The following is a 15,422-nucleotide window of genomic DNA, read 5'->3' as shown; positions in this document are numbered from 1 at the left end:
TTTTTGTAGTGTCTCGTGGTTGTAACAAGACTTATCCATCAAATGATACAAATGCGTAGCCGTAAAAACTTCATCATAATTCTCCTTAATAGAATAAGCTGAAAACTCATTAATGTGGACATAGTTTTTTTAACTGTCGTTTCAGTAAAAAAATCCATTATGATTAAATATCCTTTATCCTTTAAAACCCTGTCTATTTCAGAAATTGATTTTAACAGCAAGCGTCTTTTGATTACGTAAAATACAAATCCTACTATAACAACGTCAAAACTTTCGTCCCCAAACTTGTTCATGTCATCTGCAGTTGCATTCAAAAAATGCACATTTGGATAATGTGTTTCCCCATACGCAATGGCTTCCTTTGATGGCTCTACCGCCATAAACATCTGTTAGTGGATACGTTTTTTTTAATCCATTTAATCGATGACCTGCACTGCACCCTATCTCAAGTATCCGGACTGGTTCTATCTTATAATCTTTTAATAAGCATATGATCTTATCATCTTTCTCCCTATAATTCTTTAAAGCTTCAAAATTCCTTTTGAACCATTGATTTGCCTCGTACTCCAGGAAGGCACTTTTTTGCTTCCCATCACTCATAAAAAAAATCGTTTAATATATCAATAACATACTGCTGTTCTTCCTCTGTTAGCGTAGGGTATATTGGTAAGCTTAGACATTCTTCATAATAAGCTTCTGCATTTGGGAAGTCACCTTTTTTAAAACCTAAGGATTGGTAGTACGGCTGTAAATGAACTGGTATATAATGTACTTGCGTAAAAATTTTTTTCTCCCGTAAAAAGTTATATAGCAAATCTCGGTTTTCAACTTCAATAACATAAAGATGGTAAGCATGCCCTTCTACATAACCAGACTGTCCTTTAAATCCTTTTTTGGCATTAAAAGCTTCGTTATATTTTTTTGCGATTTCTCTTCTTCTTTTTAATCCTTCATTGGCTCTTTGTAATTGTGAAAGCCCCAAAGCAGCCTGGAAATCTGTCAGGCGATAATTATATCCGAGTTCCTGCATTTCATAATACCATCCTCCGTGGTTTTCCAGCATCAATGCAGGATCTTTTGTAATGCCATGTGTGCGGAGCAATAACAATTTTTTGTATATTCTTTCATCATTGGTTGTAATCGCGCCTCCTTCCCCGCAGGCAATATGTTTTACAGGATGAAAAGAGAAAATAGCGGCTTCAGCAAATTGACTATTCCCACACCATTGTTGCACATTGTCTGAATCAGTGAAATAACCGCCGGGAGCATGGCAGGCATCTTCCAAAATCCAGAGTTTATATTTATTAGCCAGCTTCCGGAAAGCTTCAAGGTTCACTGCCCTTCCAGCAAAATCAACCGGGATAATTCCCTGGAAAAATCCGTTTGGCTTAGATTGGATCAATTCTTCAACTTTATTTATATCAAGAAGATAGGTGTCAGGATCAATATCAGCAAAATATACATTACCCCCGCAATACCGAATACAGTTAGCAGATGCAGCAAATGTGATAGGTGTTGTTATTACGTTTGTGTTTTCATTAACTCCCAGTGCCATTGCTGCAAGATGTAAAGCTGCTGTTCCATTGCTCACAGCAATTGCATATTTAGCACCAATATAATTTGCGAAAGACTTTTCAAACTCAGTGATTTTAGGGCCCTGTGTCAAAAAATCAGATTGCAGTGTTTCGGTTACTGCTTTAATGTCTTCCTGTGTTATTGATTGCTTACCGTACGGTATAGGGTTCATAGTTTTCATTTATCTCAAAGGATGGATCCATGTGAATTTTAATGAGTTCTCTCAATTCTTCTATCGAAAGCCACTCTTCATTGTCACCCGAATTATAATTAAAACCTTCTTTTACTTTTTTAGCATTAAAATGGCTGATAAAATCCTCCAGCTTCCATGCAGTTTTTTGAGGAAGAATCACATAATATTTTCCAAGATCATACGTGGTGAATGAATCTGAACTTGTGATCATTTCTTCATGTACTTTTTCTCCAGGTCTTATTCCAACTACTTTGTGTTCACATCCAGGAGCAATGGCTTCTGCAACATCAGTTATCCGGTATGAAGGTATTTTTGGTACAAATAGTTCTCCTCCCCATGCAGACTCCAATGCATGCAATACCATTTCAACGCCTTCAGTTAATGAAATATTGAACCGGGTCATATTTGTATCTGTAATGGGCAAAAATCCTTCTTTCTTTTTTTTCATAAAGAAAGGCATCACAGAACCATTCGATCCCATAACGTTCCCATAACGGACAACTGAAAACACCAGGTCCCTGTTGCCCCTAATATTATTGGCCGCTATAAATAATTTATCAGATGTTAGCTTTGTGGCACCATATAAATTTATGGGTGCGCAGGCTTTGTCTGTGGATAGGGCAACAACTTTATGTACTGCTGTTTCCAGGGAAGCACGTATGACGTTTTCTGCACCACCGATATTTGTCTTTACACATTCATCAGGATTATACTCTGCAATGTGAACATGCTTCATGGCAGCCGCATGAATAATATAATCTATGCCATTGCAAGCCCTTTTTAATCTTTCATAATCCCGCACATCCCCAATAAAAAACCGGATCATGGGATACTCGCTCTCCGGGAATTCGAAGGCCATTTGATACTGTTTCTGTTCATCCCTGGAATAAATAGCAAGTCTTTTTATTCCAGGCCATTTTTGTAAAACGGTACGGGTAAATTGTTTACCGAAAGAGCCTGTGCCTCCAGTAATCAGAATTGATTTCCCATTAAGATCTAAAGCCATATATTTTATTTAATAATTATTTACCAGCTTTGATTAAAATTTATGAATATAATTTATTCTAAGTTTTACTTAAAGAGAATTGAGTTATGATTAGAGATTCAAGTAAAATGGAAAGCCTATTCTTCCTTATTTATTTTTTTATTCCAATTTCTGTTTTAGCACAAATTACGAATGATGCTTACAGTTTTTATAACCCACCTAGTTTTCCGAAAGAGATTTCAGATGATGTAATTCACCTGCTTAATGAATGTTCTGGAAACCGATGGCAGAAAGCTTTAACACTAAAAGAAGTAAAAAAAGGGATTATCCTTCAAACTAACACGAAGTTACCTTATAAAGCCAAAGAAGGTTTTCAAATTGAAAGTAACGGTTCAAATTCTATAATCATCTCGTCCTTAGGTATCGAAGGTCTTGAATTTGGCATTTATAAATACTTGCGATCTCTTGGTTTTAAATTTTACCTACCTGGTGATCTTTATACTATAACGCCCAAAATCTCCAACATTTTTGGATTAAAGAGAAAAACTATGGATCAACCTTTTACACAAATACGTGATTTCTTTGGAACAGGAGGCTTCGGGTCTGGCAATTCAGATAATGATCATTCGGTGCAAAAGAGTTGGAATCTTTGGCGGGTGCGCAACGGGTTTGGAACTGCTTACGAACTTGCAGGCCATCGAGGTGAAAATTTTATCCTGGAAAACAATAATGAGTTACTTCAACATCTGGATTGGTTGGTTTCACCAAAGATCAGCAATGGAAAAATTGATCCTGAAACCAAATTAAATTACCTCAACAAACAAGCAATTGAATTTTATACCAACTGGAGCATAAAACCTTTTACAAATCCTGATTATCAACTACCTGCCAGTGGTGTCACACAATTTGTTTCTATGGAGCCTTCCGATGGTGGTGGATTTTTGACAGGGAAAAAAATACCTTCGGTAAGCGACCAGGTTTTTATGTCTGCTAATGTTGCCGCTGCCAAACTCGATAAACTTTTCCCGAACAACCCGAACATTGGCGTCAACCTGTATGCATATAGTTCACATGCCGAACCGCCAACCTTCCCATTAAATCCCCGCGTCTTTGTCCAGATCATTCCTTACCAGTTCCAAAATATTGCCTTTGGCCCTTCATTTATAATAATGTGGGCTGATAAAGTAAAAAGGTTTGGTGTTTACGATTACTTTAAGTATCCGGATGCTCAGTGGGATTTGCCCGGTGGAGCTAGCTTAAAGGAAACAATGAAAAGGTTGATATATAGTATAAAAAAAGGATCAGAAGGCACTACTTATGAATCTTCTTATAGTAAGTTCTCAACAGGAATTCCTTTGTGGATCATGGGCCGATACCTGTCAGATGGCGATGCAAACTGGGAAAACAACTTAAACCGTCTAACAAAAGATCTTTACCAGGAGGCAGACCAATCTATTAGCCAGTTATTTGATCTTTTTTATAATGACCCTAATTTTAGCCTTAATAGCCTTACTAATTGTGTTCGCATAATAAAAAATACTAGCGGGGAAACCAGGGATTCCAAAGTATTGTCAAGGTTAAATGAGTTAAAAGAATATCTCTATTATGTTCATTTAGTATTCAACTCCAGGGATTTGGTCAATGGTTCTATAAAGGACCGTCTTATTCCAGTAACAGAATATGCCTGGAAGATCTATGAATCGGGGATTATTGATAGTTACCGAATCATGCAATTGGCCAGTTACGGATTTTTGAATATTCCTAAATCAGAACCAGAATACCAATTGTATCAAAAAATGCATTTCGAATGGTTTCCGGAAACACAGCCAAAGGAGGCAGCCTGGGGCAAAATACCACAATCCGTTACTACACAAAAGATAGATCAGGATTTTCAATTGCTTCAACTAAAATATACAACTCCATCGGTCAGCTACTCATATCCATTTAGTTCTGCAATGGAAGCAATCAAAGGAAAATATAAACCTAAAAAAGAATTTAATATTGGTGGCAATTATCTTAACAGAGGCTATTTCAGCATTTACACAGAAAAAACTGCAGAAGTGAAAATAAACTATTCACTTACAAATAATAAGCAGAATCCAAAAGTTATCATCAGCGGAATTGATAAAGAATATTTATCTCCAATAGCAATTTCTATTGAAAATAGTACAGGTCAGCTAACACTTAAACTACCTGCAGGTGAAACCACAATTTTCATGAACGCCTCTGATTATACAACCTACCGGTTCAACATAAAAATTGACAATGGCCTGGTGTTCTTTGATGGCTCACCCCGTCAAATACTTGCATTTTACAAAAAATTTGAAGACCCCACAGATCTATATACATATGACCCCCAATTTTTTCCTTCGTATATTTTCCTTCCTATTGGTGCAAAAGAAGTTGATTATAAAGTACAATTGAATCAGCTCCAGATTTTCACTCCCCAGGAAAAGAAAATTGATTCTAAACTATTACGAACTGAAACAAGCGGATTTGAAATCAGGCAGTTTTCAATTCCTGGAAAGGAAACTGGTAAACTGTTGAAAGCTGTTATCTCGGGAAATTTTAATTATAGTTTTGTAAATATCCCTGACCGCTATTTTTTTTTAGAAATAAAATAAAAACCTATTTATCGACATTTCTGACCTTGGACAAATAACTTCCATAACCTTAATCAAAGCACTTGCTTGTAACTTGGGCCGAAACTTTAGATCACAAATTAATATGTGAAATAACAATCAATAAAGCAAGGATAACCCCACACTATTAAGATTCAAGCAATAAAGATATTTTGGACTATACAAATCATATAATAGCGCTATAAAGTTTAGCTCTTCACATCTGTCAAACTACTTGTGTTTTTACAAGAGCAAACTTCTCTTTAATCCTGAGAAATGGTGCTTCAAACCATTTGTAACTCAATTTTGCAATCAATAAGCTTATGGCAAGGCTTATCATACCCATTATGATCAAAACAAAAGGGAGATTCGAATTTATTTTTAAAACACGAAAAGTGATATCGACTATAAGTATGCCTATGGGATGAAGCATGTATAAACCATATGAAATTTTTCCTAGAATTGAAAACTGCTTATTTCTTCCTAAGGCAAATGCATTATTTCGGCTAAAACATTGTTGAACAATAATAAAAGCCCAAAAACAATCAAAAATCAATCTTCCATATACTGCTGAGCCAGGCAGAGAAAATATAAGATCCTGGAAGAAATAGCAGGTAAAAACCAAAAAGTAAAAGAATGAGATCGATGTTTTGGACAATTGCTTAATCCACCCTAAAAAAAGATAGCTATTCATGCATAAATAGGCAAAAAGGCCGCCAATTGCTAAATCAAACATCACAGCAAACGTATGAAAGTATAATACCTTACCTGGAGCGTCTATATTATAATACCGAAATATGAGACATGCCGCTATTACTGTGGGAAAAATCACCCACTGCCTGGATGGAGACAAAATTCGAAACAATAATGGCCAAAAAATATAATACTGCTCTTCTATGGCTACAGACCAAACGATTCCCTGTGTCATGGCATCCTGACCCGGGCAATACTGACTTATATGGATAGAGTCAAAATTGGCAAGGAAAGTAAAATAAAACCAAGGTCTTGAGCAGAGTCCTGAATCAATACCAATAAATGACTTCAGGTAAGGATAGATAATAAATGCAAAAATTACTGTAGCATAATAGAGCGGCCATATCCTCAACGTACGACGTAAATAGAATTTTCCAAGGTTAATTTGACCCATTTTCTTTTGCTCATTGAGTAAAAGATAAGTAATCAGAAATCCACTCAATACAAAAAATATCTGAACACCAGTTGACCCACCGCTAAACAAGAAACTGATAGCACGGTCTGATAAATAGCTGGAGCCTTTAAAAGAGATAAAAGCATTATAAAAACCATGTTGCAGGAAGACTAATAAAAAAGCCAAAAAACGCAAACTATCGAGGTTCGGGAAAAAAACCCTAGACCTTTTAATAGGCATATTATTAGTAAGCAGTAAATTTTCGGTTTTTAGTTTAAGCACAGGAAAAACGGGTTAGTTATTGAACTATTTTTTTTAAATACATTCCATATCCGCTCTTGCTCAGTGTGTCAGCAGCAGCCAGTATTTGTTTTTTATCAATAAAACCAATTCGATATGCCACTTCCTCAATACACCCAATCTTCGTTCCCTGCCTTTTTTCAATGACTCTAACAAACTCTGAAGCATCACTTAATGAATCAAATGTACCGGTATCCAGCCAGGCCGTTCCTCTATCCAAAATTGCTACCTTTAATTCACCGCGTTCCAGGTATACTTTATTTACATCCGTGATCTCATACTCACCTCTTGGTGATGGCTTGAGATTTTTGGCAATATCAACAACATTGTTGTCATAAAAATATAACCCTGGTACAGCATAGTTGGATTTCGGTTTTCCAGGCTTTTCTTCAATTGAAAGCACTTTATGATCATCATCAAATTCCACTACCCCATATCGCTCCGGATCGCTAACCTGGTAAGCAAATACATAACCCCCTTCAATATCATTCAATGCCTGCAGTTGTCTTCCTAACCCGGTTCCATAAAATATATTATCACCGAGCACAAGAGCCACCTTATCATTTCCGATAAAGGATGAACCGATCACAAAAGCCTGCGCCAATCCATTAGGCACTTCCTGAATGGCGTATTCAAACTTACATCCCACCTGGCTGCCATCACCCAGCAATCTCTTGAAAGAAGGATTATCTTCAGGTGTTGTGATGATCAGTATCTCCCTGATCCCAGCCATCATTAATATGGAAAGCGGGTAATAGATCATCGGCTTGTCGTATATAGGCATCAGTTGTTTAGAGATGGCCTTCGTAATTGGATAAAGTCGGGTACCGGACCCCCCGGCTAGGATTATGCCTTTCATGAAAAAAGTTGAATCGTTGTTTAAAATGGTTGAATATGGTTAAAAGGTTGAAGTGGCTGGTGAATGTGCGAAGCAAAAAGTATTAACCATAGCAATGATAACACTCCAATCCTTTTAATTTGTGATGCCTTCAGGTTGGACAATTTGACTGATAAAGTTTGAATTTTTTCCCTATACTTACACACTTCATCTTCGTTTATATATCCTAAATCATTAGCTATAACCAAGTGGTTAAACAATTCCATCAAACTGCCAAAAGCAATAGTTGTAAAATGTGCCTGATCTTTAGCCGATGCCCGGGTTGTTCCTTCAGTTATATTCGCACTAACCGATAGAGCAGATCTTCTTATCTGTGAAATAAGAGAATATTTTTCTTCTGGAGGAAATGACTGGGTTCGTTTGTAAATATCAACTGCCAATGTTCTGGATAACTGCCAAACCTCCAGCTTTTCAAATGAAAATTGATAAGTATTCATGTAGAACGTTTAAGGATTAAAATGGTGGAACATGGTTGAAAAGTGCTACCAGAAATAATAACTTTTAAACAATTTTCAACAATATTAAACTACATTAAACCATCATAACAACGATTCAACTTTTCTCAGCATATTGCTCAGCGTAATAATTTTGGTAAGCCCCGCTTGTCACATGATTCAACCAATCGGTATTTTGCAAATACCAATCAATTGTCTGGGATAACCCTTCTTCAAATGTCACACTGGGTTTCCAGCCCAACTCTTTATTGATCTTTGTAGCATCAATAGCATAGCGTCTATCGTGTCCCGGACGATCCTTTACATAGGTGATCAGTTGTTCACTTTCTCCATCTTCTCTTCCCAACTTTTCATCCGCAAGCTTGCAAAGCAACTTTACTAAATCAATATTCTTCCATTCATTAAATCCCCCAATATTGTACGTTTCGCCATTGGCTCCCTTATGATATACTGCATCAATAGCGGTCGCATGGTCCTTCACAAAAAGCCAGTCACGGGTATATAAACCATCACCATAAACCGGAAGCGGCTTTTTATGAATGACATTATTGATCATTAACGGAATTAACTTTTCCGGGAAGTGGTTGGGACCATAATTGTTGGAACAATTGGTGAGCACTACCGGAAGACCATAAGTATCGTGGTAGGCACGTACAAAATGATCGGAAGAAGCTTTTGAAGCTGAATAGGGAGAATGAGGATCATAAGCTGTTTCTTCGGTAAAAAAACCCGTATCTCCCAGGGCGCCATAAACTTCGTCAGTGGATACGTGGTAGAAACGTTTAGCGTTTAGCGTAGGGTCAGTATCAAACCAATGCTTTTTCGCAGCATTTAAAAGGTTGACAGTGCCTACAACGTTTGTATATACAAAGTCAAGTGGTGATACTATTGATCGGTCCACATGTGATTCTGCTGCCAGGTGAATGACTCCATCAGGATGGTATGTTTCAAACACGCGATCCAGCTCTGCAACATCCAGGATATTAACCTTTTCAAAAACATAATTTGTGGCACCCTCAATATCTTTTAAGTTCTCCAGGTTCCCCGCATAAGTCAGCGCATCAAGGTTGATGATCTTATAATTAGGATATTTTTTTACAAATAACCGAACCACGTGTGAGCCGATAAAGCCAGCCCCACCAGTAATAATAATCGTTTGCTCGTTGTTCATTTTAAAAGGCACAAAATTTTAAGTGATAGCAGGCTCCTGCTAACTATTTTATTGTTTTATAATTGTGTTATTATGAAGCTTATAGATTTCATTGCTTTCTTCACATATGGCTATGCTGTCTTTGTTAAAATGGAGACGATGACCCAATTCACTTACCCATCCAATTTGTTTGGCAGGGTTACCTAAAACTAAGGCATAGGGTGCTACAGGCCTGGTAATAACTGATCCTGCTCCCACAAAGGCAAATGATCCAATTTCATTGCCACAAATAATCGTGGCATTAGCACCAATGGTGGCTCCGCGCCTTACAATTGTCTGTCGGAATTCATTTTTCCGGTTTACGGCGCTACGGGGATTGATCACATTGGTAAAAACCATGGAAGGGCCCAGGAAAACATCATCTTCACAGATGACACCTTCATATATTGAAACATTGTTTTGGACGCGTACATTTTTACCTAACACCACGTTGGAAGCAACGAAGGTATTTTGACCAAGGCTACAACCTTCACCTATGAGGCAACCGGTCATGATATGGCAGAAATGCCAGATTTTTACCTCATCTCCGATTTGAGCACCATCATCAATAACTGCTGTGGGGTGGGCAAAGTAGGCCAAGAGATTGGTTTAAAAGTTGAAAAGTTCCACTGAACACCATATCCACTACCAGAAGATAAACCGCAGCGATCGCTGTGTTCGCAGCGGTTTTTTTTCAATTTACCACAGCGAACGCAGGGGTGCGCAGCGGTTTTTTTGTTTTATAAGTTATTGACAACTCTTCTGATCCCTGATTTGAAAAGAAGCACATTAAAGTTTAGCAGGTATCTAAGTTTACAGCCTGTTAACTTTAAATACGTCAACATCTGGGCAAGGTGTATATCGTTTAATGCTTCAACTGCTTTTACTTCAACAACAATTTTATCTTCAACAACTACATCTAAACGATATCCACAATCGAGCTTTACATCTTTATAAACTAAAGGCAATGGACATTGGGTTTTAATATTTAACTCTTTTTGAAGCAGTTCAAATGCCAGGCAATGTTCATAAGCATTTTCCAATAATCCCGGGCCCAAAGTTTTATGCACTTCAAAAGCCGCATCTAGAACAAGGGTTCCTAAATCGTTTTCATTCATATAAGAAAAGAACAGTCTGACATTTTAACCGCAGCGATCGCTGTGTTCGCAGCGTCTTGTGTTTTGAAAATAAGAATAGCTCAGAAAAATAAATCTCCGCGGGCTCTGCGTCCGCGGCGGTTTTTATTTACTGCAGCGGTTTATTTTTTTTAAGAGTAACTAAAATGATGTTGCTCCCTGTACCATTCAAAGGCAGTTTTTAAACCTTCCTTCACACTGGTCGAAGGTTGGTAGCCCAACAAATTTTTGGCTTTGGAGATATCTGCAAGGCTATGCTTTACATCGCCTTTGCGCTCAGGCCCATATAAAGGTGCAAGATCGCTACCTGCTACTCCTTTTATACTTTCAAAAACCTCATTCAGAGTGGTGCGTTCACCAAAAGCAATATTATATACCTGGTTAACAGCTTCGGGATTAACTACTGTAAGCGCCCTCACATTGGCATCTACTGCATTACCCACAAAAGTAAAATCACGACTATGTTCTCCATCACCATTGATTACCGGTGGCTCATTATTCAATACAGCTTTAATAAACAATGGTATGACTGCAGCGTACGGTCCCTGTGGATTTTGCCTTGGACCAAATACATTGAAATAACGAAGGCCGATCAATTCCATACCATATACATCTGCATAAACCCTGGCATACAATTCATTTACATATTTTGTTACCGCATAGGGTGATAAGGGTTTGCCTATGTTGTCTTCAACTTTTGGTAGGCCCGGATGATCACCATAAGTAGAAGAACTAGCTGCATAAACCACTCTTTTGATCTTAATTTCCTTCGCAGCCGTAAAGATATTCAGGGTGCCTGTTATATTCACTTCATTTGTGGTGAGCGGCTCATTGATGGAGCGAGGTACAGAGCCAAGGGCTGCCTGGTGCGAAACCAGGTCCATGCCAGTGCAAGCTTTCAAACAGGTATCATAATTCCTGATGTCGCCTTCAATAAATTCAAATTTTGAATTTTTAACCAAGGCTTCCAGGTTCTTCAGGCTGCCCGTAGACAGATTATCCAATACACGCACCTTTTCCACTTCAGTTAATGAAACCAAATGCTCAGTAAGGTTTGATCCGATAAAGCCTGCTCCTCCTGTTATTAATATGCGCATTATACTGTTGTCTTTTTTCTTTTATTCTTTTTGTTCCAGTTCTTTGTATCTAACCAGCCAAACCATTTTTCAAGTTTTCCGGCAGGTGGCGTTTCCGCTTCAAAATAGCCTGAGCCATGGCTATGTCCATAGCCATAAGCATAACGGCCATATCCATAATAACCATACCCGGACCTTACTTTAACATCATTCAATATGATTGAGATCTTTGGAAGCTTGCCTGTTTGGTAAAACTCATCGATCAACGTGATCTGTTTTTTGAAAGTATGTCCCTGCCTGACAATATATAAAGTGCAATCTGCAAATTTGCTCAGCGTCAATGCATCACTCACCATTCCAACAGGTGCAGTGTCCATGATCACTACGTCAAATGATGCTTTTAAATAAGCAAATAATTCATTCAGCTTTGGATCCAATAATAATTCTGCGGGATTGGGAGGTACCGGCCCACAAGGCAGTACATACAGGTTATCACTTTGCTGAACTGGCACAGGCAGATCCTCCAGTTTAACTTTGCCTAATAAATAATTGGTCAAACCCGGACGCTTGCCCAGGTTTAAATGAGCAAGCACTTTTGGTTTACGTATATCAAATTCGAGAATGATGGTTTTTTTACCTGTTAGCGCTAATACTGCACCAATATTGGTACTGATGAAAGATTTTCCTTCCCCGCTGAAAGAGGAAGTCACTAAAATAACCGGCCTATCAATATGATTTAAAACATACTGAAGATTGGAACGTAACATACGAAACTGCTCTGCCACCACTTTCCGGTTATTGTTGGTAACAACCAATGTTTCCTTCCCAAATGAATGTCCTACTTCTCCAAGTATCGTAGCCCCGGTTACACGTTCAATATCAGAACGGCTGGTTACCTTATCGTTTAGTAATTCGATGACAAAAATGAATAAACCAGGAATCAGCAATCCAATAAAAATAGAAAGCATCTGGATATTTTTCCGGTTGGGCTTAATAGGAGTACTATTAGGTGATGCATCCTGTAAAACTTTTGTATTTGATATTTGAGAGGCCAGGGCAATTGCTGATTCCTCTCTCTTCTGCAATAAAGAATTGTATACTACCAGCTTGGTTTGTTGTGCCCTTTTAATATCAGAAAGGGTCTGCATTTTTGACGGCATGGTCCTAACTTCACCCTGTGCACTGTTCTTTGAATGCATGGTTGAACCCAGTGCAGCACTATAGGCTGACTTAACAGTCTTTAGATTTTCGAGGATCTTATTTTTTAACAGGTTCGCCTCCAATGCCTTTTGCTGAACAGCTACATTACCAGCAGGTGCATTTTCCTGTAACGCCTTTAACTCTATTTGTGATTGATTATACGCCGCTACCATTGCGGTTAAGGTTGGATCTGCAATGCTTAAAGATGTAGGCACGGGGTCCCGGCCTGTTCGGTTGTCTTCCAGGTAAGCCTGGATCATTTCTACATTATTCAGTTGAAGAGATTGATCAATAGCTTCCTTATTGGATTGTTCAATTCTTGAAAGGTAGTTGCCAGATTGTGCTTCAGGATCTATGATATTATTCGATTGCTGAAAGGCGAGCAATTGCCTGTTTATACTATCCAGTTCGTGCTGCACTACAGCTAACCGGGTGTCAACAAAAGCAATCGTTTTTTGTGTGGCGTCGTTCTTGTCTTCAATAACACCTCCTTTATATTCTTCCATCAACTGGTTAATAACATCGGCAGCTAGTTGTGGATTGGTTGCCTCTTTGGTAATCACCAATATTCCAGTACCGGATTTGGGAGCCACCACCAGGTTTGATATTTGTTCACCAGCTGCTACCGAGGTAGGTTTCCAAATAACATGGTATTCACTTCCCAATTGCCCGAGGGAATTTCTTACCAGCCTAAATACTCCATTCCGGTTTTTAAATACCTGGCCAAATTGAAAAGTTGCTGGTTCCTGGTTAATAGTAAATCGATTCTCGTCCTCAAATTTGATATTGATAGAAAATGAAGAAGCTGAATCATTGATTTGAAAAGCTTCAATCCTGAACGGGCAGGATTTGTAAACATTTAATTCTTTTATATTCCCTTTTGCGAAGTAGGTAAAGTTTAGGTTTAAAGCCTGCACCACTCTTCCCATTAATGGACGTGATTGCAGGTATTCAATCTCATTTTGAATATTAACCTTACCGTCAGATACTAATAATTGCTCCAGTTTATCATTGCTGCCACCACCTGAATTTTTATCATCTTTAATGACGAGTGTGCCTACTGACTGGTAAACCAGGGTAGCATAGCGCAGGTACAGAAAGGCAACAATTAGCGATAAGGCCACCGAAATGACAAACAAGGGAAGGAACCGGACATATTTATAGAATAGGTCCTTAACGTTAAGATTTGCGGTTTCAGATCTAGCCGGTTGCACCTGTTCTTCCACTAACATGAGGAATATTAGATTATTTAATAAAATTGAGAATTAAAGCAATAGTTGTAATTATACTTGTTGCCAAACCAATTTGCTGAGCAAGATTTTGGCGTTCTTGTTGTTGAATTTTACGTTTTTCCTGCTCCACAAAAACTACATCATTCTGTTGTAAATGATAAAAAGGCGATGTAAACATTTCTTTGGAAGAAAGGTTTACTGTTCCAATTTCTCTTTGGTTATTATTTTCTCTTAATATCTTAACATTGCTTCGCTTACCAAAATCTGTAATATCTCCGGCAAGCCCCAAGCCTTCCAAAATAGTTAGATTATCTGTAGTTAAAGTATACGTTCCTGGAGATTTTACTTCACCCAAAATAGTTATCCTGTGATTGACAAACCTTACTATTACAGAAGGTTGAGTCAACTGTTCCTTCAATTTATCCTTGATAGTATCGGAAAGCTGTTCCTTGGTCAAGCCTTCTGCATGAATAGTTCCAATACGCGGATACTCAATATTCCCATTCTGATCTACTAAAAAACCTGCAGTAGTGGTCCCGGATCCTCCTGCTACAGCCTGTTCAGGTAAATTATAGGGAATATCCGTGGCAGGATTTATACTCATACTATAAACTCTTATTGACAAAATATCATTTTTTTGGATCAGTGGATCCGGTATATTCTGCTGAATGGGAAGGGTGGTATCAGCAACATTCTCTAAGTAATTGCTAAACGTTCTTTTTTGTACCCTGCAAGAGGTGGCTAAACATATCATCCCTGCCAGGAACAGACAAGTAAAAATTCTCATTCAGTTTGATTTGGAAGTTGTATCGAGCTCAACCTTTTTTTATCAATATAGGCAACTAACATATAGCCAAGACTATCTATACAGACCTTGGCCGTTTTATTATTTATTTCCAATACTCTTCCTTCCTGGTCCATCATAGGCCCGGCTGTGACGCGTACTCTTTGTTGTGGCACCAATTCCATTTTCACCAATTCAACATCATGGTATTCGTCTAGGAAACGCTGAATGGCAATGATCTCTTTATCCTTTATTATGGCCGGCTTCCCGTTCCAATATACAAAATTCACCACGCCATCAGTCATACGCACATTACTCCTGTCCTCTTCTCCAACCTTCACAAATACATAAGATTTGAATAAAGGCTCATCCACGATCTTGATCCTGTCGCTCCATTTACGGTGCACTTTATTTAAAGGGCAATAACTTTCAATTCCCTTCTGGATCAAAAGTGTATTTACTTTTTTTTCCCACCTCGGACGGGTATATATGGCGTACCATTTACAACTCAACTACTTGTATTTTAACCAATTAACTTTCAAAGGGAGCTAAAAAATTCATGGCTTCGCCCTCTCAGTCACATGGAATTTTTTGTGACCAAGCCAAACCTGCCGTGCAAATATAACAGTTG

General features: G+C 38.1%; 15 protein-coding genes. 1 reads left to right on the top strand and 14 read right to left on the bottom strand.

Annotated features, from left to right (window positions below):
• Nucleotides 1-38 precede the first annotated feature (38 nt).
• Genes BUA53_RS21735 through pseB form a run of 4 tightly spaced genes read right to left on the bottom strand, consistent with a single transcriptional unit; the run spans nucleotide 39 to nucleotide 2,774 of the window.
• Nucleotides 39-380, bottom strand: coding sequence for a class I SAM-dependent methyltransferase (locus BUA53_RS21735; protein WP_175546011.1), 342 nt, complete (start codon nucleotides 378-380; stop codon nucleotides 39-41).
• The gene (locus tag BUA53_RS21155) at nucleotides 295-600 is read right to left on the bottom strand and encodes a hypothetical protein (RefSeq protein WP_175546009.1); all 306 of its coding nucleotides are present in this window, start codon (nucleotides 598-600) and stop codon (nucleotides 295-297) included. The genes BUA53_RS21735 and BUA53_RS21155 overlap by 86 nt, the downstream gene beginning before the upstream one ends.
• Complete coding sequence (pseC, locus tag BUA53_RS04105) at nucleotides 593-1,747, bottom strand: UDP-4-amino-4,6-dideoxy-N-acetyl-beta-L-altrosamine transaminase (protein WP_072834284.1); 1,155 nt, start codon at nucleotides 1,745-1,747, stop codon at nucleotides 593-595. Before pseC ends, BUA53_RS21155 begins: the two co-directional genes overlap by 8 nt.
• The gene (gene pseB, locus BUA53_RS04100) at nucleotides 1,725-2,774 is read right to left on the bottom strand and encodes a UDP-N-acetylglucosamine 4,6-dehydratase (inverting) (RefSeq protein WP_072833990.1); all 1,050 of its coding nucleotides are present in this window, start codon (nucleotides 2,772-2,774) and stop codon (nucleotides 1,725-1,727) included. Before pseB ends, pseC begins: the two co-directional genes overlap by 23 nt.
• Nucleotides 2,775-3,301: 527 nt before the next feature.
• Between pseB and BUA53_RS04095 the strand changes: the two genes are divergently transcribed.
• The gene (locus BUA53_RS04095) at nucleotides 3,302-5,377 is read left to right on the top strand and encodes a hypothetical protein (RefSeq protein ID WP_139256339.1); all 2,076 of its coding nucleotides are present in this window, start codon (nucleotides 3,302-3,304) and stop codon (nucleotides 5,375-5,377) included.
• Nucleotides 5,378-5,600: 223 nt separating this feature from the next.
• Here the strand turns inward: BUA53_RS04095 and BUA53_RS04090 are convergent, their stop codons facing one another.
• From BUA53_RS04090 to BUA53_RS04045, 10 genes are all read right to left on the bottom strand, one after another.
• A complete protein-coding gene (locus BUA53_RS04090; protein ID WP_139256338.1) occupies nucleotides 5,601-6,803 on the bottom strand; it encodes an acyltransferase family protein in 1,203 nt (400 codons plus the stop codon).
• A gap of 16 nt (nucleotides 6,804-6,819) precedes the next feature.
• Nucleotides 6,820-7,680 (bottom strand): glucose-1-phosphate thymidylyltransferase RfbA, encoded by an 861-nt coding sequence (gene rfbA / locus BUA53_RS04085; protein WP_072833987.1) that lies wholly within the window; start codon nucleotides 7,678-7,680, stop codon nucleotides 6,820-6,822.
• 20 nt (nucleotides 7,681-7,700) lie between these two features.
• The gene (locus tag BUA53_RS04080) at nucleotides 7,701-8,156 is read right to left on the bottom strand and encodes a four helix bundle protein (protein ID WP_072833986.1); all 456 of its coding nucleotides are present in this window, start codon (nucleotides 8,154-8,156) and stop codon (nucleotides 7,701-7,703) included.
• Nucleotides 8,157-8,271: 115 nt separating this feature from the next.
• Nucleotides 8,272-9,345 carry a dTDP-glucose 4,6-dehydratase gene (gene rfbB, locus BUA53_RS04075; RefSeq protein WP_072833985.1) on the bottom strand — a complete coding sequence of 358 codons (1,074 nt, stop codon included), beginning with the start codon at nucleotides 9,343-9,345 and terminating at the stop codon, nucleotides 8,272-8,274.
• A 48-nt stretch (nucleotides 9,346-9,393) separates the two neighbouring features.
• On the bottom strand, nucleotides 9,394-9,963 hold the full coding sequence (locus BUA53_RS04070) for an acyltransferase (protein ID WP_072833984.1): 570 nt from the start codon (nucleotides 9,961-9,963) through the stop codon (nucleotides 9,394-9,396).
• 140 nt (nucleotides 9,964-10,103) lie between these two features.
• Entirely contained in the window at nucleotides 10,104-10,481 is a 378-nt protein-coding gene (locus BUA53_RS04065) for a GxxExxY protein (protein WP_072833983.1), read from the bottom strand.
• A 149-nt stretch (nucleotides 10,482-10,630) separates the two neighbouring features.
• Complete coding sequence (locus BUA53_RS04060; RefSeq protein ID WP_072833982.1) at nucleotides 10,631-11,596, bottom strand: SDR family oxidoreductase; 966 nt, start codon at nucleotides 11,594-11,596, stop codon at nucleotides 10,631-10,633.
• Complete coding sequence (locus BUA53_RS04055) at nucleotides 11,596-14,007, bottom strand: GumC family protein (protein ID WP_072833981.1); 2,412 nt, start codon at nucleotides 14,005-14,007, stop codon at nucleotides 11,596-11,598. The genes BUA53_RS04060 and BUA53_RS04055 overlap by 1 nt, the downstream gene beginning before the upstream one ends.
• 13 nt (nucleotides 14,008-14,020) lie before the next feature.
• Nucleotides 14,021-14,794, bottom strand: coding sequence for a polysaccharide biosynthesis/export family protein (locus BUA53_RS04050; RefSeq protein WP_084079811.1), 774 nt, complete (start codon nucleotides 14,792-14,794; stop codon nucleotides 14,021-14,023).
• The gene (locus tag BUA53_RS04045; protein ID WP_072833980.1) at nucleotides 14,791-15,303 is read right to left on the bottom strand and encodes a UpxY family transcription antiterminator; all 513 of its coding nucleotides are present in this window, start codon (nucleotides 15,301-15,303) and stop codon (nucleotides 14,791-14,793) included. The genes BUA53_RS04050 and BUA53_RS04045 overlap by 4 nt, the downstream gene beginning before the upstream one ends.
• Between the last annotated feature and the right edge of the window lie 119 nt (nucleotides 15,304-15,422).

The sequence above is a fragment of the Flavisolibacter ginsengisoli DSM 18119 genome, assembly GCF_900129295.1.
GTDB lineage: Bacteria > Bacteroidota > Bacteroidia > Chitinophagales > Chitinophagaceae > Flavisolibacter > Flavisolibacter ginsengisoli.
The sequence above is the reverse complement of the archived record's forward strand: the minus strand, read 5'-3'. Positions and strand labels throughout refer to the sequence as shown.